This is a genomic window from Shinella zoogloeoides, assembly GCF_003574625.1.
Lineage (GTDB): Bacteria > Pseudomonadota > Alphaproteobacteria > Rhizobiales > Rhizobiaceae > Shinella > Shinella zoogloeoides_A.
This window is the reverse complement of record NZ_QNUJ01000019.1, coordinates 1-18,585: the sequence shown is the minus strand read 5'-3', so window position 1 is coordinate 18,585 and position 18,585 is coordinate 1. Positions and strand designations below refer to the sequence as shown.

Sequence of the window (18,585 nt, the reverse complement as noted above, 5' to 3'; positions counted from 1 at the left end):
CAAATCGTACCGGCCGGGCAGGAAACTGCCCGGCTTTCTTTTTGCAGCAAGAGATTCGAATGACCGCCGGGGCAGAACCTCAATCCCAGATGCACTGGTTCCTTCTCGGCATGCGCGGCCTTTTCAGCCTGCCGGCCATCATCCTGATGCTCTCCTTCGTCGGCTTCGCCGCCTTCACGGCGGAGGCGAAGATCCCGGTCGGGCAGGTGATGTTCATGACGGGCATCATCTGGGCGCTGCCGGCCAAGGTCATCCTCGTCGGCTCGATGCTGTCGGGCGCGCATATCGCGACGGCCTTCATCGCCGTCACGCTCTCTTCCGTGCGGATGATGCCGATGGTGGCCTCGCTGGTGCCGGAGATCCGCACCAGCCGCACGCCGACCTGGCTTCTGCTGCTCGTTTCCCATTTCGTCGCCATCACGGCCTGGGTCTTTGCGATGGAGAGGGTGCGCGACGTGCCGCGCGCCGGCCGGCTCGCCTTCTTCGCCGGCTTCGGCATAACGCTGACCACGACCAATATCGTGCTCGTCGGCCTCGTCTATGGCGCCGTGTCGGAATTTCCTCCGCTCGTCTCCGGCTGCCTGTTCTTTCTGACGCCGGTCTATTTCCTCACCTCGATCTGGATTTCCGCGCGCCATCGCGTGATCTACTGGGCGCTCGGCATCGGCCTTGCGCTCGGCTGGCTCTTCGCGGTGATCGCGCCGGAGTACGACATCCTGCTTGCCGGCATCGTCGGCGGCACGCTGGCATGGTGGGGCGAGCGCATGCTGCGCCGGCGGGAGGCGCTCCGATGAGTTTCGAGGGATATTGGCCCTATGTCTACATCGCCGTCGCCGGCTGGCTCGCGACCGATTTCTGGCGCTGGGCCGGCGTTCTCGTCGGCAACCGCATCGACGAGCGCTCCGAGCTTTTGAACTGGGTGCGGGCGGTGGCGACGGCGCTGGTGGCGGCCGTCATCGCCAAGATGATCTTCTTTCCGACCGGTACGCTCACGAGCTCGCCGCTCTGGCTGCGGCTGGGCGCGGTGGCCTTCGGTGCGGCCGCATTCTTCTTCGGCGGCCGCTTCCGGCAGATCCTCGGCATTGCCGCGGCCATGGCCTTCCTGGCCGCGGGGCTTGCACTTCTCGGCGCCTGACGGCGCGGGCGGTCACGTCAGCGCGTTGCGCAGCTTTTCCGCATTGGCGGTCAGCACGCCCTGGTCTTCCATCGTGCCGGAATGGGGTTTGAGCGGCAGGCCCTCGATGCGCGGGATGACGTGGAAGTGCAGGTGATAGACGGTCTGGCCGGCGGCCGGCTCGTTGAACTGGATGACCGTCACGCCGTCCGCCTCGAATGCCTCCTTCGCGGCGACCGCCACCTTCTGCACGACAGGCATGAGGCGGGCGAGGGTCTGCGGGTCCGCATCGAGGATGTTGCGCGAAGGCGTCTTGGGGATGACGAGGGTGTGGCCGTTGGCCTGCGGCATGACATCCATGAAGGCGATGGCGTGCTCGTCCTCGTAGACGCGGTGCGAGGGGATCTCGCCGCGCAGGATCTTCGCGAAGATGTTGTTGGGGTCGTAGGCGGTCATGCTGGTCTCCCGGTCAGGTCAGTCGGTGTCGTCGTGGTTTTCGCCACGGCGGAAAGGGCCGTGTTCGGCAAGATAGTCGCCCATCATCTCGACATCTTGCCGCTCGCGTTCGAGATAGTCGGCAACGGCGCGGCGAAGGCCGGCATGGGCGATGTAATGGGCGGAATGGGTGGTGACGGGCAGGTAGCCGCGCGCCAGCTTGTGCTCGCCCTGCGCGCCGGCCTCGACGCGAGTGAGCCGCTTCTCGATCGCGAAGTCGATGGCCTGGTGGTAGCAGACCTCGAAATGCAGGAAGGGGTGATCCTCGATGCAGCCCCAGTGGCGGCCATAGAGTGTGTCGCCGCCGATGAAGTTGATCGCGCCGGCGATGTAGCGGCCCTCGCGCCGTGCCATGACCAGCAGGATGTCGTCCGCCATGCGCTCGCCGATCAGGCTGTAGAAGCGGCGGTTGAGATAGGGCCGGCCCCATTTGCGGCTGCCGGTATCCATGTAGAAGGCGAAGAACTGGTCCCAGATATCTTCGGTCAGGTCGCTGCCGGTCAGCCAGTCGATCTCGATGCCGTGCTCCAGCGCCGCCCGGCGCTCCTTCTTCAGCGCCTTGCGCTTGCGGGAGGCGAGCGTTTCGAGGAAATCCCCATAGGCGCCGTAGCCGGCATTGATGAAATGGAACTGCTGGTCGGTGCGGTGCAGATAGCCGGCGGCCTCGAAGACCGGCATTTCCGTCTCCGGCACGAAGGTCGCATGGGCGGAGGAGGCCCCATGCCGCCGGGTCAGTTCCTTCAGGCCCTCGGCGAGCGCTGCCTGCGTTTCCACGACGGGTTCGCCCGTGCGGTGAAGCAGGCGGGGGCCGGTTGCGGGCGTGAAGGGAATGGCGGCCTGGAGCTTCGGATAGTAGCGCCCGCCGGCGCGCTCGAAGGCGTCGGCCCAGCCGTGGTCGAAGACATATTCGCCCTGGCTGTGGCTCTTGAGATAGACGGGCAGGGCGCCGCGCAACGCGCCGTCCTCACCCTCCAGCAGCAGGTGCTGGCCGAGCCAGCCGGTCTCGGCAACGGCACAGCCCGATTCTTCCAGCGAAGACAGGAAGGCATGGCTGACGAAGGGATTGTAGGGTGCGCGCGCATCGCCCCTGGAGGCGCCGGCAAGGCGCCCCCAGTCCTCCGCCTGGATATCGGCGAAGCTCGTTTCGATACGGATGCGCACCGCCTCCGTCATGTCAGGCGGTCAGCGGCTCGCGCGGATCGAAGCCCTCGAAGGTCATCTGGTCCGCGTTGTTGGCCGTGATCGTGCGCGCTTCGTCGTCGTGCACGGTCCAGGTGATGATCTTCACGCCGAGGTCGCGCTGGCGGCTGATGAAGGCGTTCGGCAGGTGGCCATAGTAATAGGAGATGAAGTCGAGCCCGAGCTGCATCGCCTCCTCGTGCACGGCGAAATTCTCCGGGCGCTGGCCTTCCGCCGTCAGGCCGACGGGCCGGTTGGTGCCGATCGCTTTGAGGTCCTGCAGCAGCCATTGGTCGAAGCTCATCAGGGCGATGGGGCCTTCGTAGTCCTCGGTGGCGTCGAGCACGGCCATGGCGAAGCCGTCGTCGTCGCCCTTGCGGCCCTTCAGCTCCAGCACGATGGGCACGCGACCCTTCACAAGGTCGAGGAGCTGGCGGAGCGTCGGGATGCGATCCGCCGTGCCGCCGATGGTCAGCAGGCCGAGCTCGGCGGCGGTGCGCTGGCGCACGTCGCCGTCGATGCCGCAGAGGCGCTTCAGGTTGTCGTCATGGAAGACGACCGGAATGGCATCGGCCGAATATTGCAGGTCGCATTCGATGGAAAAGCCGGCATCGGCGGCGCGGGCGAAGGCCGAGAGCGTGTTTTCCCAGACGTTCCGGTTGAGATCGTGATAACCGCGGTGGGCGATGGGCCGTTCGGTCAGCCAGTTGAACTTGGACATCAGGCGATTTCCATGATCGCGTCGATCTCGACGGCGGCGTTGAGGGGGAGGGAGGCCATGCCGACGGCGGCGCGGGCATGTTTGCCGGCATCGCCGAGCGCGCCGACGAGGAAGTTGGACGCGCCGTTGATGACGAGATGCTGCTCGACGAAATCGGGCGCGGAGGCGACGAAGCCGTTGATCTTGACGATGCGCCTGATGCGCGAGAGGTCGCCGAGCGCGGCCTTGGCCTGGGCGAGGAGGCCGAGGGCGCACAGTTCCGCTGCCTTCTGGCCGGCCGGGACGTCGACATTCCTGCCGAGATGGCCGGTATAGGCGAGCTTGCCGTCCAGCATCGGCAACTGGCCGGAAATGTGGAGCATATTGCCGCTGATGACGAAGGGCACGTAGTTGGCCGCGGGCGCCGCCGCAACGGGGATGTCGTAGCCCAGTTCCTTGACGCGGTTTTCGATTTCAGCGGACATTGCGGTCTCCGTTCCGGGCTCTTGAGGGGCGTTGCGGCGGGGTATGCCGCACTGTGGGAAATGAATATGGCAAGGCGTGGATATTGCCTCGCTTTTGCCGGAAGAGTTCTTATAACATCGCCGTCGGTTTCAACAGGAGGAAACGGATGTTTCGTTCAGCCTTTGTCGCGGCGCTCACAGCCGGGGCATGCTTCGCCGGCAGCGGCATTACCGACGCCCTTGCCAATCCGGCGAGCGGGCTTGCGCCGCATCGCGCCGTCTACGACCTCCAGCTCAAGGATGCGACCGAGCGTTCGGGCATCGCCGGCATGTACGGCCGCATGGTCTACGAGTTCAACGGCAGCCCCTGCGACGGCTACACGGTGAGCTTCCGCTTCGTCACGCAGGTCAATACCGGCGACGAGACGCGGCTCACGGACCAGCAGACGACCACCTACGAGGACCTGAAGAACGGCAGCTTCCGCTTCCTGACCCGCTCCTTCACCGACGAGAAGCTGGACAAGGAAGTGCGCGGCACGGCGCGCGAGGACAAGAAGGGTGTCAGCGTCGACCTGACCGCGCCGGACGCCAGGAAGCTGGAGCTCGCCGCCAGCCGCTTTCCGACCGAGCACATGGTGGAGGTGATCGCGCATGCGAGGAAAGGCGAGCACTTCTTCGAATCGCGCATCTATGACGGTTCGGATTCGGGCGACAAGACGCTGATGACCACCTCCGTCGTCGGCAAGAAGGAAATGCCGAAGGCCGGAGACCCCGACGCCGACAAGGCGGGCGTCTTCGCCAGGGAGGCTTTCTGGCCGGTCTCCATCGCCTATTACAACGACACCAGCGAGGGCGACGCGCTGCCGGTCTACCGCATGTCCTTCAAGCTCTACGAGAACGGCATCACGCGCGACCTCACCATGGATTACGGCGAGTTCTCGCTGACCGGCAAGCTCGCAAAGCTGGAGCTGTTCAAGCAGCAGGAGTGCAAGTAGGGGCGTTCAATGTCCTGGCTTGCCCCTCACTCTAACTCCCGGCAGGCTGGATGAGGGGCAAAATGGGCGCGCCAAACGCATTTTTCCCCCATTGCCCTTGATTTGCCGGGAAACTGCGGTTAAAGGGCCGCTCATTCCACACGTGAGGCATGGGATCGTCCGGGAGAAATCCGGGCCTTTCCGCCCGGTGGCATTTCCGAAGGAAGTGCTGTTCGCCTTGCGGAGGTTCAACCGGAAAAGGATAACTAGGCATGGCATTGCCCGATTTCTCTATGCGCCAGCTTCTGGAAGCCGGCGTTCACTTCGGCCACCAGACCCACCGCTGGAACCCGAAGATGAAGCCGTACATCTTCGGCGACCGCAACAACGTTCACATCATCGACCTGGCACAGACCGTTCCGCTGCTGTCGCGCGCCCTTCAGGTCGTGTCCGACACGGTAGCCGGCGGCGGCCGCGTTCTCTTCGTCGGCACGAAGCGCCAGGCATCCGAGATCATCGCCGATGCTGCCAAGCGTTCGGCCCAGTACTACGTCAACTCCCGCTGGCTCGGCGGCATGCTGACGAACTGGAAGACGATCTCCAACTCGATCCAGCGCCTGCGCAAGCTCGACGAGATCCTGTCCTCGGAAGGCTCCGGCTATTCCAAGAAGGAACGCCTGACCCTCGAGCGCGAGCGCGAGAAGCTTGAAAAGGCTCTCGGCGGTATCCGCGACATGGGCGGCACCCCGGACCTGATGTTCATCATCGACACCAACAAGGAATCGATCGCGATCCAGGAAGCCAAGCGTCTCGGCATCCCGGTCGTTGCCATCATCGACTCGAACTGCGACCCGGATCCGATCGACTTCCCGATCCCCGGCAACGACGACGCCTCGCGCGCCATCGCCCTCTACTGCGACCTGATCGCCCGCGCTGCCATCGACGGCATCGCCCGCCAGCAGGGCGCTTCGGGCCGTGACCTCGGCGCCTCCGCCGAAGCTCCGGTCGAGCCGGCTCTCGAAGCCGAAGCTTAAGGCCAAGGGCGGAGCGAAGCCTTTCGCTCCCGCTTTCCTGTTCGACCGAGGCCAGAGAGACGATCCCTGGCCTCGGCCTGTTTGAAGGGCCTGTCCGCGCCGATCCATCGGGTCGCGGTCACGCGGCAGGCCGGCGGTGATCTTCATCACCCTGTCATATTTCCGGGTACATTCGTTCCCAAAACCTTGAGTTCGCCGAGGTTTTCCGGCGACACGCAACAAGAACCGACAAGAGGCTCACAATGGCTGAAATCACCGCTGCACTGGTGAAGGAACTGCGCGAAAAGTCCGGCGCAGGCATGATGGACTGCAAGAAGGCGCTGGCTGAGAACAACGGCGACATCGAAGCGGCAATCGACTGGCTGCGCGCCAAGGGCATCGCCAAGGCCGACAAGAAGTCGGGCCGTACGGCTGCCGAAGGCCTCATCGGCGTTGCAAGCGCCGGCACCAAGGCCGTCGTCGTCGAAGTCAATTCCGAGACCGACTTCGTCGCCCGCAACGATGCCTTCCAGGGCATGGTTCGCGGCGTTGCCGACGTTGCGCTCGGCACCGACGGTACCGTCGAAGCCGTTGGCGCCGCCATCTACCCGGCAACCGGCAAGTCGGTTACCGACACCATCAAGGACGCCGTCGCCACCATCGGCGAGAACATGAACCTGCGCCGCTCGGCTGCCCTGTCGGTCGAAGACGGCGTCGTCGCGACCTACATCCACAATGCCGCCGCTGACGGCCTCGGCAAGCTCGGCGTTCTCGTCGCGCTGAAGTCGACCGGCGACAAGGAAGCCCTGAACGCCATCGGCCGCCAGGTCGCCATGCACATTGCTGCAACGGCTCCGCTCGCCATCCGCGCCGAGGAAGTCGATGCCGCCGTTGCCGAACGCGAACGCAACGTCTTCATCGAGCAGTCCCGCGCTTCCGGCAAGCCGGACAACATCATCGAGAAGATGGTCGAAGGCCGCATGCGCAAGTTCTTCGAGGAAGTCGCCCTGCTGTCGCAGGCCTTCGTCATGAACCCCGACCTCACGGTCGGTGCTGCCGTCAAGGAAGCTGAAAAGACCGTCGGCGCGCCGATCGAAGTCACGGGCATGGCCCGCCTCCTGCTCGGCGAAGGCGTCGAGAAGGAAGAGTCGGACTTCGCCGCCGAAGTTGCAGCAGCCGCCAAGGGCTGATTTCCTTAATCCCGTTTGGGAAAAGGTGAGGGCGCCGCGTGACAACGCGGCGCCCTTCGTGTATCCGGCTTGCCGAAATGCCTGCCCCGAAATTTCTCTGCGGCCAAGGCTGCCCTGTGCGGACCCTCCCTCGGTTTCCGCCCGGCGGCCGGATCGGGCGAGCAGGCGCACGAGTTCAGGAGCGACAATGACTGCCAAGCCAATCTACAAACGTGTTCTGCTGAAAGCCTCCGGCGAGGCGCTGATGGGATCGCAGGGCTTCGGCATCGACGTCGCCGTCGCCGACCGCATCGCCTCCGACATCGCCGAGGCCCGCGCCCTCGGCGTCGAAGTCGGCGTCGTCGTCGGCGGGGGCAATATCTTCCGCGGCGTCGCCGTCGCCTCCAAGGGCGGCGACCGTGTCACCGGCGACCACATGGGCATGCTGGCGACCGTCATCAACGCGCTGGCGCTGGCGACCTCTCTGCGCAAGCTCGACATCGACACCGTCGTCCTCTCGGCCATCGCCATGCCGGAGATCTGCGAGAGCTTCTCGCAGCGCGCGACGCTCCATCACCTCTCGCTCGGCCGTGTGGTGATTTTCGCCGGCGGCACGGGCAACCCGTTCTTCACGACCGACTCGGCCGCCGCGCTCCGCGCCGCCGAAATGGGCGCCGAGGCGATCTTCAAGGGCACGCAGGTTGACGGCATCTATTCCGCCGACCCGAAGAAGGACCCGAACGCCACCCGCTTCGACCGTCTGACCCACAGCGAAGTGCTGGAAAAGGGCCTTGCCGTCATGGACGTCGCCGCCGTCGCGCTGGCGCGGGAGAATTCCATTCCGATCATCGTGTTCTCCATCCATGAAAAGGGCGGATTTGCCGAAATATTGACCGGCGGCGGACGCGGTACCATCGTAACCGACAACTGATTCTGGAAGCGTGCACGCCCATTGCGTGCAGCCACGACTGAAAACGGGAGTATTCCGATGAGTGAAGGTATCGACCTTAAAGAGCTGAAGCGCCGCATGGACGGTGCGATCAGCGCGTTCAAGAACGACATCGCATCGCTGCGCACCGGCCGCGCCTCGGCTAACGTGCTCGACCCGGTGCAGGTCGAGGCCTACGGTTCGCGCGTGCCGCTGAACCAGGTCGCCAACATCTCCGTTCCCGAGCCCCGCATGCTGTCGGTCTCCGTCTGGGACAAGGGCATGGTCGGCGCCGTCGAGCGTGGCATCCGCGAATCCAATCTCGGCCTCAATCCGATCATCGACGGCCAGAACCTGCGCATTCCGCTGCCCGAACTCAACGAAGAGCGCCGCAAGTCGCTCGTCAAGGTCGCGCATGACTATGCCGAGAAGGCCAAGGTCGCGATCCGTCACGTCCGCCGCGACGGCATGGACGACCTCAAGAAAGCCGAAAAGGACGGCGATATCGGCCAGGATATGAGCCGCAGCCAGTCGGAAAAGGTGCAGAAGATGACGGACGAGGTGATTTTGGACGTCGATCGCTTGCTTGCCGAGAAGGAAAAGGAAATCATGCAGGTATAAGGCCGCCGGCCACCTGCATTCATTCTTCTCACCGGATTGCCCATGAACCAGCTTTCGCCCAGCACCGTACCGGCACACGTCGCCATCATCATGGATGGCAACGGACGCTGGGCGAATGCGCGCGGCCTGCCGCGCGCCATGGGGCACCGCAAGGGCGTGGAAGCCGTGCGCGAGGCCGTGAAGACGGCGGCCGAATGCGGTATTTCCTATCTCACGCTCTTCGCCTTCTCTTCGGAGAACTGGAGCCGTCCGCAAAGCGAGGTCTCCGACCTCATGGGGCTGCTGAAGACCTTCATCCGGCGTGACCTTGCCACCCTGCATAAGCAGAATGTGCGCATCCGCGTCATCGGCGACCGGACGAACCTTTCCGGTGATATCCTGCCGCTTCTCCTGGAGGCGGAGGAGACCACACGCGCCAATACCGGCATCACGCTGGTGATCGCCTTCAACTACGGTGCGCGCGACGAGATTGCCCGCGCCGTGCAGCACCTTGCCGGCGAGGTCGCGGCCGGCCGGCTCGATGCGGCGGCGATCACGCCCGAGCGCATCGGCGCCTCCCTCGATACCGTCGGCATTCCCGATCCCGACCTCGTCATCCGCACCAGCGGGGAGGAGCGGCTGTCGAATTTCCTGCTCTGGCAGGCCGCCTATGCCGAGCTCATGTTCGTTCCCGAATTCTGGCCCGATTTTTCGCGCGAGACCTTCATCGCCGCGCTTTCCCGCTATGCCATGCGGGAGCGCCGGTTCGGCGGGCTCCAACCTGCCGCCACCCTTGCAGTAGGTTCCTGATGCAGAGTGAACTGCGCCTGCGCATCCTTTCCGGCATCGTCCTTGCCATCGTCGTGCTCGCTGCAACCTGGCTCGGCGGGCTTGCCTTCCGCGTGCTGGCGGCCGCCATCGGGCTTCTCGTCTACTACGAATGGTCGACGATGACGCGGCTCGCCGAAAGGGATTTCCGCGCCAACGCCTTCGGCTGGCTCTCCGTCGCGCTGGTCGCCGCGCTCGTCGTCTTCGCCTTCGATGAACTGGCGCTGCCGGTGCTTCTCGGGGCGGCCGTGCTCGCGATCGTCTATGCGCTGGCAAGCCAGGGAAGCAACTGGCTCGCGGGCGGCGTCGCCTATTCCGGCCTTACGGTGATTTCTCTCGCCGCGATCCGCGGCGATACCGCGCATGGCTTTGCAGCCATGCTCTTCATCTTCGCCGTCGTGTGGGCGACGGATATCCTTGCCTATTTCGTCGGCCGGGCCATCGGCGGGCCGAAGCTCGCGCCATCGATCTCACCGGGCAAGACCTGGTCGGGCGCCATCGGCGGGGCGATTTCGGCCGTGATCGCCGGCACGTTGCTGCATATGGCCTTCTTCTCGCTGGACGGGCTCTGGGTGCCGGTCATCGCGCTGGTGCTTTCGGTCTTCAGCCAGATCGGCGACCTCTTCGAATCCTTCATCAAGCGCCGCTTCGGCGTGAAGGACTCGAGCCGCCTCATTCCGGGACATGGCGGCGTCATGGACCGGGTCGACGGCCTTGTTTTCGCCTGCTTCGCCGCGTTCCTCATTGCGCTCGGCGATGCCATCGTTTCGAGCGCCGCGAACACGCCGGCGGGCGTCATTCTTTTCGGCCCGTGACGGCCAGGGACTTGGGACTGGAACAATGGAAATGCTGGCTGGCTCCCTTGGTTTCTTGACGGGCTATATCGTTCCGTTCCTGCTCGTGCTGACGCTGATCGTCTTCGTGCACGAGATGGGGCACTATCTTGCCGGCCGCTGGTCGGGCATCGGCATCACCGCCTTTTCCGTGGGCTTCGGGCCGGAGCTCCTCGGCTTCACCGACCGGCACGGCACGCGCTGGAAGCTCTCTGCCATTCCGCTCGGCGGCTATGTGAAGTTCCTCGGAGATGACGATCCGGCATCGATTCCCGATTACAAGTCCGTCGCCGGCCTGCCGGAGGAGGTGCGCAAGCGCACGTTCCTTGGCGCGGCCCTGTGGAAAAGGGCGGTAACCGTCGCCGCCGGCCCGATCGCCAATTTCGTCCTCGCCATCGCCATCTTCGCGGTGATGTTCGCCATCTACGGCCGCCAGGTCGCCGACCCGGTCGTCGCGGAAGTCCGTCCCGACAGCGCGGCGGCGGAGGCGGGCGTGCAGCCCGGCGACCTTCTCGTCGCGCTGGACGGAATGCCGGTCACCACCTTCGATGACGTCCGCCGCTATGTCAGCGTGCGTCCCGAGCTGAAGATCACCGTCACCGTGCGGCGGGCCGGCGCGGATATCGACCTGCCGATGGTGCCCAAGCGCACCGAGATCACCGACCAGTTCGGCAACAAGGTCGAGCTGGGCCTGATCGGCATCGTCACCAACCAGGAAGCCGGCAATTTCCGGATCGTGGAGTACGGGCCGATCGAGGCGGTCGGGCAGGGCGTCGTGCAGAGCTGGCATATCGTGACGGGCACGTTCGACTACATCTCGAACCTCGTGACGGGGCGCATGAAGGCCGATCAGCTCGGCGGGCCGATCCGCGTGGCGCAGGCTTCGGGCCAGATGGCGACGCTCGGTGTTGCCGCATTGCTGCAGCTTGCCGCGGTCCTCTCTGTTTCCATTGGACTTTTGAACCTGATGCCCGTGCCGGTACTTGATGGCGGCCATCTGATGTTCTATGCGGTGGAGGCTGTCCGAGGCAGGCCTGTCGGCCCCGGGGCGCAGGAGATCGCATTCCGCATCGGCATGGCGCTGGTGCTCATGCTGATGGTCTTTGCGACCTGGAACGACATATCCATGCTGCTCGGCTGAGGAGCCGGCGCCGCCGGACGGGACTGGAATCAAGGGGAGCCGCATCGTAGAGGCAGTCGCGCTAACGGTCTGTTTACCGTGTTCAAAAGCATTTAGTGGCCTTCGGGCCACGGTTTGAATTGAAGTAAACAGAAATTAACGCGTGACCTTGCTTGTATGGCAAAAGCGGTTAAAACGGCAAACGTGTCCGGAATCGGGCATGCCTGCCGGGCGATAAAACGAAGGTAAGTTGTGAAGATGAAAGCTGGTTCAAACTTCTTGAACGCCGTGTCTGCCGTTGCACTGTCGGCGAGTCTGGTTGTCACGGGCGGCTCTGTTGCCACGCTGGTTTCTGCCACTGCTGCCCAGGCGGCCGTCGTCCGGAACATTCAGGTCCAGGGTGCCGATCGCGTCAGCGCCGAGACGGTCAAGGCAAACCTTGCGATCAAGCCCGGCAAGGCCTTCTCCAATGCCGACATCGACGACTCGGTGCGCCGCCTCTATGCGACCGGCTACTTCTCGGATGTTCGGATCTCGGTTTCCGGCGGCACGCTCGTCGTGGTCGTCAACGAAAACCAGCTGATCAACGAAGTCGTCATCAACGGCAACCGCAAGATCAAGGACGACAAGCTGCAGGGCGTCATCCGCTCGCGCTCGCTCGGCCCGTACAACGAGACGACGATCGAAGCCGACAAGCAGGCGATCCGCGATGCCTATGCCGCGATCGGCCGCAGCGATGCCACCGTCACGACGCAGACCTATCCGCTCGGCAATGGCCGCGTGAACCTTGCCTTCGTCGTCGATGAAGGCGATCGCACGAAGATCTCGCAGATCAATTTCGTCGGCAATCAGGCCTACAGCAATGGCCGCCTGCGTTCCGTCATCCTGACCAAGAAGTCGAACTTCCTGTCGTTCCTGACCCGTAAGGACGTCTACAGCCAGGAGAAGCTGCGCGCCGACGAAGAGGCGCTGCGTCAGTTCTACTTCAACAACGGCTATGCCGACTTCCGTGTCGTTTCCTCGGAAGCCGTTCTCGATGAAGCGTCGAACGAATATGTCGTGACCTTCACGGTCGAGGAAGGTCAGCGCTACAACTTCGGCGACGTGAACGTCGAATCGACGGTCGAAGGCCTCGACTCCGACGAGTTGAAGGGTCTCATCGAATCCCGTCCGGGCAAGGTATACCGCGCCAAGGACGTCCAGGACACGATGTCCGAAATTTCGCAGCGCGTCGCGGCGAAGGGCTATCCGTTCGCCCGCGTCACGCCGCGCGGTAACCGCGACCTCGGCAACGGCACGATCGCCGTCGACTATCTCGTAGACCAGGGTGAGCGCGCCTATGTCGAGCGCATCGAGATCCGCGGCAACACCCGCACGCGCGACTACGTCATCCGCCGCGAGTTCGATATCGGTGAAGGCGACGCCTTCAACCAGGAAGTCGTTACGCGCGCCAAGCGCCGCCTCGAGGCTCTCGGCTACTTCTCCTCCGTCAACATCACCACGGCACCCGGCAGCGAAGCTGACCGCGTCGTGCTGATCGTCGACGTTCAGGACCAGTCGACCGGCTCGTTCGGTATCGGCGCCGGTTACGAGACTGGCAATGACGGCGGCTTCAAGCTCGAAGCCTCCATCGAGGAGAAGAACTTCCTCGGCCGCGGCCAGTATATTCGTATTGCCGCCGGCGGCGGTGCGGATTCGCGCGACTACAGCCTGTCCTTCACGGAGCCGTATTTCCTCGGCTACCGCCTTGCTGCGGGCTTCGACATCTTCAAACATGAAGACAAGAGCGAAGATTTTTATGATCTGGATTCGCAGGGGTTCACCCTTCGCGTAACGGCTCCGATCACCGAAGATCTGTCGACGACGTTCAAGTACAACTATACGAAGCTGGATTACAGCGCGGACGCGGGCTTGCCAGTTGATGATCCGAGGCTTTCGTCGCCTTATTGGGATGTTGTTAAGGGTGGCCCATGGGTTCGTTCTTCGCTCTCCCATACTCTGACTTTCGACACGATCGATGATCGCACGTTGCCGCGCGACGGTATCTTTGCGCAGGTTACGCAGGAATTTGCTGGCCTCGGCGGGGATTCGGAATTTTACAAGATCACGGGTAAGGCGCGCTATTTCCATACCCTGTTGGAAGATGCGGACGTGATCGGATCGATCGCTGTCGGCGGCGGCCATATGTGGGGCTTCGGCGACACGAAGGTCTACGACCAGTTCACGCTTTCGGCAGCTGACGTTCGTGGCTTTGAATCCGCTGGTATAGGCCCGAGGGCAAGGCAGACCACTGGTACGGGGAACAGGGATTCGATTGGCGGCACGACCTATTTCACGGTCTCCGCGGAAGCCTCATTCCCGTTGCCGCTGGTTCCGCGTGACTCCGGTTTCCGTGGCGCAGTCTTCGCGGATGCGGGCACGCTTTACGGTAACGATGTGAAGACGGGCGGCGATAATGTCTGGGGCACCAGCATGAGCCTCCGCGCTTCCGTCGGCGCCAGCATCATCTGGGCTTCGCCGTTCGGTCCGCTGCGTTTCGACTATGCGGTTCCGATCAAGAAGGAAGAGTTCGACGAGGTCCAGCGCTTCAAGTTCGGCATCGCGACCCAGTTCTGACGTATCGCGTCCAGAACCGTGAGACCATGAACGTTCTGGAGTGCCACGATGGAGCATAACTGGTTCTTTCCGCCCCATGACGGCATTCGTCTGGGAGACCTGGCGGTAACGCTTGGGGCGGAGCTTGCCGATGCTGCGCATGCCGACCGTGTCGTCCGCAGCGTGTCGCCCGTCGGCCGGGCGAAGGGCGGCGATCTCTGCTATATCCTTTCCCGCAAGATTCGCGCCGAGCTGGAGACGAGCGAGGCGACGGCGATCCTTTGTGATCGCGCGCTGGTATCGCTGATACCGGCGCATATTGCCGTTCTGGTTTCTGCTCGCCCGCATACCGCCTTCGCCATTGCCGGTGAGTTGCTGCATCCGGTCGCCATGCGTCCGGAGGCGATGACCTCGGCTGCGAGCGGCGTTGCCGCTGGCGCCTATGTCGATCCGACGGCGCGGCTTGAAGCCGATGTGACGGTCGAGCCCATGGCGGTGATCGGCAAGGGGGCGGAGATCGGCGAGGGTACGCAGATCGGACCGGGGGCCATCATCGGGCCGGGCGTCAGGATCGGCCGCAACTGTACGATTGCCGCCGGCGCGACACTCCAGTGCGCGCTCGTCGGTAACAATGTCATCATCCATCCGGGCGCCCGCATCGGCCAGGACGGCTTCGGCTACGCGCCGGGCCTCAAGCCGGGCATGATCAAGATCGTTCAGATCGGCCGCGTCATCATCCAGGACCATGTCGAGATCGGCGCGAACACGACGATCGACCGCGGCACGATGGACGATACGGTGATCGGCGAGGGCACCAAGATCGACAACCAGGTCCAGGTCGGCCACAATGTGCGCATCGGCCGGCATTGCGGCATCGTCAGCAAGGTCGGCATCGCCGGCAGCACGCGGATCGGCGACGGCGTCATGATCGGCGGTGCCTCCGGCATCAACGGCCATATCAGCATCGGCGACGGCGTGCAGATCGCCGCGATGAGCGGCGTGGTGGGCGACATTCCCCCCGGCGAGAAATATGGCGGTATTCCCGCGCGTCCCATGCGCGATTTCCTGCGCGACGTGGCGGAGATGGCCATGCGTGCCAATGCCCGTGAAAAGGGCGCTCGTGAAAAAAAGAAGGGTGGCAAGGATGAGTGACGAGACCAAGACAACGCTCGGCGTGGCCGACCTGCGCGAGATCCTGAAGCTTCTTCCCCATCGCTATCCTTTTCTGATGGTCGACAAGATCATCGAGATCGATGGGGACGATTCGGCTGTCGGCATCAAGAACGTCACGGTGAACGAGCCGCATTTCATGGGCCATTTCCCCGACCATCCGATCATGCCGGGCGTGCTGCTCGTCGAGGGCATGGCCCAGACGGCCGGCGCGATCTGCGCGCGCAAGGCCGGTACCGGCTCGAACCTCGTCTACTTCATGACGATCGACAATGCCCGCTTCCGCAAGCCGGTCGTGCCGGGGGACCGCGTGGAATTCCACGTCACCAAGCAGAAGCAGCGCGGCAATATCTGGAAGTTTCACTGCGACGCAAAAGTTGACGGGCAACTTGCCGCCGAAGCTGATATCGGCGCGATGATCGTGAAAAAGGAAGATGCCTGAAAATGATTGCCGCCAGTGCGAAGATCCATCCGCTCTCCGTCATCGAGGACGGAGCGGTCATCGGTGAGAACGTCGTCGTCGGTCCCTTCTGCCATGTCGGGCCCAAGGTCGTTCTCAAGGATGATGTGGAGCTTCTGACGCATGTGGTGGTGACGGGACGCACCGTCATCGGCCGCGGCACGCGCATCTTCCCCAATGCCGTCATCGGCGGCGATCCGCAGAGCGTGCACCATGATGGTGCCGAGACGACGCTCGATGTGGGCGAGATGTGTGTCATCCGCGAAGGCGTGACCATGAATGCCGGCACGACCGAAGGCGGCGGCAGGACGGTTGTGGGCAACCACAATCTCTTCCTCGCCAATTCGCATGTCGCGCACGACTGTATTCTCGGCGACCACATCATCCTGTCGAACAACGTCATGCTGGCGGGCCATGTGAAGGTCGAGGATCGCGTCATTCTCGGCGGCGGCTCGGCCGTGCACCAGTTCACCCGCATTGGCCGCCAGGCCTTTATCGGCGGCCTTTCGGCCGTATCCTACGACGTCATTCCCTATGGCATGCTGAACGGCAATCCCGGAATCCTGGGCGGCCTCAATGTCGTCGGCATGGCGCGTGCGGGCATGGAAAAGGCGACGATCCACGAGGTTCGCCGCGCCTTCAAGCAGATTTTCGAGGGCGAGGGCTCGATCCGCGTCAATGCGGCGGCCATCCGCAATGAGTATGCGAACAGCGTTCCCGTCATGCAGATCCTCGATTTCATCGCGGCCGAAAGCGACCGCGCACTTTCTTCTCCCAACCGGGGCAAGGGCTGACCGGCATGGCTGAGAGCCGGCCCGAAGCGCGCGACCGGCTGGCCATTATCGCCGGCGGCGGCATGCTGCCGCGCTATGTCGCGGATGCGGCCCGCGCGCGGGGGGAAAGCCCCTATATCCTCGCTCTCACCAACGAATCGGGCGAGGACTGGTCGGGCTTCGACCATGAGGTCATTTCCATCGGGAACTATGCCGGCATCGGCAATGCCTTTCGCCGGCACGGCATCGGCCGCGCCGTGCTGTCGGGCTGGGTGCGCCGCCGGCCGGAATGGCGCGATATCCATGCGCCCTTCAAGGCACTGCTCGCCGTGCCGTCCGTCGTCCGCACGCTGCTGAAGGGCGGCGACGACGCCGTTCTGAAGATGGTCATCCGGCTGATCGAGTCGGAAGGGGTGCGGGTCGTCGGCGCGCATGAAATCGTGCCGGACCTTCTCGGCAGCGAAGGGCCGCTCGGCGGCATTAAGCCGGATGCGGCGGCCGAGGCGGACATCACGGCCGCGGCCATGGCGGCCCTGGCGCTCGGCCGGCTCGACGTGGGGCAGGGCGCTGTCGCTGTGGGCGGCCGCGTGGTGGCCTTGGAAGGCGCCGAGGGCACGGACGGCATGCTGGAGCGCGTGGCGCAGCTTCGCGCCGCCGGCCGCATTTCGCAGCGCCGCAGGGGCGTTCTCGTCAAGCTCTGCAAGCCGGGGCAGGATCTGAGGGCCGACCTGCCGTCGATCGGCCTTGAAACGCTGCGGCGGGCAAAGGAGGCCGGGCTTGCCGGCATCGCCGTCGAGGCGGGCCGCTCGCTGATCTTGGAACGCGAGGCGCTTGTCGCGGAGGCGGATGCCGGCGGTCTCTTCGTGACGGGCATCCTGCCGGAAAGATCGGAGTGAAGGCAATGACCGCAGAAACGATCAAGGTCGGCATCATCGCCGGGGAAGTTTCCGGAGACCTTCTCGGCGGCGACCTGATCGCGGCGCTGCGCACGGCCCATGACGGCAGAATTGAGCTCGTCGGCGTCGGCGGGGAGGCGCTGGAGCGGCAGGGGTTGAAATCGCTGTTCGATTTCTCCGAACTCTCCATCATGGGCATTTCGCAGGTGCTGAAGCGCCTGCCGTCGCTGCTGCGCCGCATCCGCCAGACGGCGGACGCGCTTGTCGCAGCCCGGCCGGATCTGCTCGTCATCATCGACAGCCCGGATTTCACCCATCGTGTCGCACGGCGCGTGCGCAAGGCCTTGCCGGATATTCCGGTGGTCAACTATGTCTGCCCCAGCGTCTGGGCCTGGAAGGAAGAGCGGGCGCCGCGCATGCGCGCCTATGTCGACCGCGTGCTGGCGCTGCTGCCTTTCGAGCCGGCGGCGATGGAGCGGCTCGGCGGCCCGGTCACCACCTATGTCGGCCACCGGCTGATCGGCGACGCGGAGGTCCAGCGGGTACGCGCGGCGCGCCTTGCGCGCAGCACCGGCGAGGCCGGCGGGAAAACCTGTCTGCTGCTGCCCGGCTCGCGCAGCACGGAGATCAGCCGCCTGCTGCCGGTCTTCGGGGAGATGGCGGCGGAGCTTTCGGCGCGGAACGCCGGCATGCGCTTTCTGCTGCCCACCGTGCCGCGGCAGGAGGCGCTGGTCCGGCGCCTGACGGCGGACTGGTCGAGCCCGCCGCAGATCACAATAACGACGGAAGAGAAGTGGCAGGCCTTCGCCAACGCCGATGCGGCGATCGCCGCGTCGGGAACGGTCATCCTGGAGCTCGCGCTCGCCCGCGTGCCGGTCGTCTCCACCTACCGCTTCGACTGGATCGCCAATATCTTCCTGCGCAGGGTGAAGGTCTGGACGGCTGCCATTCCCAACCTCATCGCCGACTATGCCGTCGTGCCGGAATATCTCAACGAGCAGGTGCGCCCGGGCGTGCTGACGCGCTGGTTTGAGCGGCTTTCGGCCGACACGACGGAGCGGCGCGCCATGCTGGAAGGCTACGACCTCGTCCACGCGCGCATGCAGACGGAGCGGCCGCCCGGAGAGACCGGAGCGGCGGTGATCCTCGATCTTCTCGCAAAGAAAAAGCAACGGTGTTAGGCGTCAAGCGCCGTTGCTCTATACTCTCGCATTCTGGCGTTGAGAATGACGATCATCTTGCGCATGACGGCGACGATTGCGACCTTTCCCGGC

20 protein-coding genes are annotated in these 18,585 nt (G+C 64.3%); 16 read left to right on the top strand and 4 right to left on the bottom strand.

The window, feature by feature from the left end; translation table 11 throughout:
- The first annotated feature begins 59 nt into the window (after nucleotides 1-59).
- Both DSD28_RS25440 and DSD28_RS25435 read left to right on the top strand, forming a co-directional pair.
- Nucleotides 60-794 carry an AzlC family ABC transporter permease gene (locus DSD28_RS25440; protein ID WP_119259234.1) on the top strand — a complete coding sequence of 245 codons (735 nt, stop codon included), beginning with the start codon at nucleotides 60-62 and terminating at the stop codon, nucleotides 792-794.
- Nucleotides 791-1,135 (top strand): AzlD domain-containing protein, encoded by a 345-nt coding sequence (locus tag DSD28_RS25435; protein WP_119259233.1) that lies wholly within the window; start codon nucleotides 791-793, stop codon nucleotides 1,133-1,135. The genes DSD28_RS25440 and DSD28_RS25435 overlap by 4 nt, the downstream gene beginning before the upstream one ends.
- 12 nt (nucleotides 1,136-1,147) lie before the next feature.
- Here the strand turns inward: DSD28_RS25435 and DSD28_RS25430 are convergent, their stop codons facing one another.
- The 4 genes from DSD28_RS25430 to DSD28_RS25415 are packed head-to-tail and all read right to left on the bottom strand — an operon-like array spanning nucleotide 1,148 to nucleotide 3,973.
- Nucleotides 1,148-1,570 (bottom strand): HIT family protein, encoded by a 423-nt coding sequence (locus DSD28_RS25430; RefSeq protein WP_119259232.1) that lies wholly within the window; start codon nucleotides 1,568-1,570, stop codon nucleotides 1,148-1,150.
- Between the two features lie 18 nt (nucleotides 1,571-1,588).
- On the bottom strand, nucleotides 1,589-2,782 hold the full coding sequence (locus tag DSD28_RS25425) for a GNAT family N-acetyltransferase (RefSeq protein ID WP_119259231.1): 1,194 nt from the start codon (nucleotides 2,780-2,782) through the stop codon (nucleotides 1,589-1,591).
- A 1-nt stretch (nucleotide 2,783) separates the two neighbouring features.
- Nucleotides 2,784-3,509: a glycerophosphodiester phosphodiesterase gene (locus DSD28_RS25420; RefSeq protein ID WP_119259230.1), complete on the bottom strand. Its 726-nt coding sequence runs from the start codon at nucleotides 3,507-3,509 to the stop codon at nucleotides 2,784-2,786.
- A complete protein-coding gene (locus DSD28_RS25415; RefSeq protein ID WP_119259229.1) occupies nucleotides 3,509-3,973 on the bottom strand; it encodes a RidA family protein in 465 nt (154 codons plus the stop codon). Before DSD28_RS25415 ends, DSD28_RS25420 begins: the two co-directional genes overlap by 1 nt.
- 146 nt (nucleotides 3,974-4,119) lie before the next feature.
- On the opposite strand from DSD28_RS25415, the gene DSD28_RS25410 reads away from it, so the two are divergent.
- From DSD28_RS25410 to lpxB, 14 genes are all read left to right on the top strand, one after another.
- Complete coding sequence (locus DSD28_RS25410) at nucleotides 4,120-4,947, top strand: cell envelope integrity EipB family protein (protein WP_119259228.1); 828 nt, start codon at nucleotides 4,120-4,122, stop codon at nucleotides 4,945-4,947.
- A 251-nt stretch (nucleotides 4,948-5,198) separates the two neighbouring features.
- Nucleotides 5,199-5,960 carry a 30S ribosomal protein S2 gene (rpsB, locus tag DSD28_RS25405; protein WP_119259227.1) on the top strand — a complete coding sequence of 254 codons (762 nt, stop codon included), beginning with the start codon at nucleotides 5,199-5,201 and terminating at the stop codon, nucleotides 5,958-5,960.
- 242 nt (nucleotides 5,961-6,202) lie between these two features.
- Nucleotides 6,203-7,129 (top strand): translation elongation factor Ts, encoded by a 927-nt coding sequence (gene tsf / locus DSD28_RS25400; RefSeq protein ID WP_119259226.1) that lies wholly within the window; start codon nucleotides 6,203-6,205, stop codon nucleotides 7,127-7,129.
- A gap of 187 nt (nucleotides 7,130-7,316) precedes the next feature.
- On the top strand, nucleotides 7,317-8,039 hold the full coding sequence (pyrH, locus tag DSD28_RS25395) for a UMP kinase (protein ID WP_119259225.1): 723 nt from the start codon (nucleotides 7,317-7,319) through the stop codon (nucleotides 8,037-8,039).
- A 57-nt stretch (nucleotides 8,040-8,096) separates the two neighbouring features.
- Nucleotides 8,097-8,657, top strand: a complete 561-nt coding sequence (frr, locus tag DSD28_RS25390) for a ribosome recycling factor (protein ID WP_119259224.1) — start codon at nucleotides 8,097-8,099, stop codon at nucleotides 8,655-8,657.
- 42 nt (nucleotides 8,658-8,699) lie between these two features.
- On the top strand, nucleotides 8,700-9,446 hold the full coding sequence (locus tag DSD28_RS25385; RefSeq protein ID WP_119259223.1) for an isoprenyl transferase: 747 nt from the start codon (nucleotides 8,700-8,702) through the stop codon (nucleotides 9,444-9,446).
- On the top strand, nucleotides 9,446-10,279 hold the full coding sequence (locus tag DSD28_RS25380) for a phosphatidate cytidylyltransferase (RefSeq protein WP_119259222.1): 834 nt from the start codon (nucleotides 9,446-9,448) through the stop codon (nucleotides 10,277-10,279). The genes DSD28_RS25385 and DSD28_RS25380 overlap by 1 nt, the downstream gene beginning before the upstream one ends.
- A gap of 25 nt (nucleotides 10,280-10,304) precedes the next feature.
- Entirely contained in the window at nucleotides 10,305-11,438 is a 1,134-nt protein-coding gene (gene rseP, locus DSD28_RS25375) for an RIP metalloprotease RseP (RefSeq protein WP_119259221.1), read from the top strand.
- Between the two features lie 237 nt (nucleotides 11,439-11,675).
- Complete coding sequence (gene bamA, locus DSD28_RS25370) at nucleotides 11,676-14,033, top strand: outer membrane protein assembly factor BamA (RefSeq protein WP_119259248.1); 2,358 nt, start codon at nucleotides 11,676-11,678, stop codon at nucleotides 14,031-14,033.
- 48 nt (nucleotides 14,034-14,081) lie between these two features.
- Nucleotides 14,082-15,164, top strand: a complete 1,083-nt coding sequence (gene lpxD / locus DSD28_RS25365; protein WP_119259220.1) for a UDP-3-O-(3-hydroxymyristoyl)glucosamine N-acyltransferase — start codon at nucleotides 14,082-14,084, stop codon at nucleotides 15,162-15,164.
- Nucleotides 15,157-15,624, top strand: coding sequence for a 3-hydroxyacyl-ACP dehydratase FabZ (gene fabZ, locus DSD28_RS25360; RefSeq protein WP_119259219.1), 468 nt, complete (start codon nucleotides 15,157-15,159; stop codon nucleotides 15,622-15,624). The genes lpxD and fabZ overlap by 8 nt, the downstream gene beginning before the upstream one ends.
- The gene (gene lpxA / locus DSD28_RS25355) at nucleotides 15,621-16,436 is read left to right on the top strand and encodes an acyl-ACP--UDP-N-acetylglucosamine O-acyltransferase (RefSeq protein WP_162911556.1); all 816 of its coding nucleotides are present in this window, start codon (nucleotides 15,621-15,623) and stop codon (nucleotides 16,434-16,436) included. Before fabZ ends, lpxA begins: the two co-directional genes overlap by 4 nt.
- 5 nt (nucleotides 16,437-16,441) lie before the next feature.
- Nucleotides 16,442-17,311 carry an LpxI family protein gene (locus DSD28_RS25350; RefSeq protein WP_119259217.1) on the top strand — a complete coding sequence of 290 codons (870 nt, stop codon included), beginning with the start codon at nucleotides 16,442-16,444 and terminating at the stop codon, nucleotides 17,309-17,311.
- A gap of 5 nt (nucleotides 17,312-17,316) precedes the next feature.
- On the top strand, nucleotides 17,317-18,492 hold the full coding sequence (lpxB, locus tag DSD28_RS25345; protein WP_119259247.1) for a lipid-A-disaccharide synthase: 1,176 nt from the start codon (nucleotides 17,317-17,319) through the stop codon (nucleotides 18,490-18,492).
- The last annotated feature ends 93 nt before the right edge of the window (nucleotides 18,493-18,585 follow it).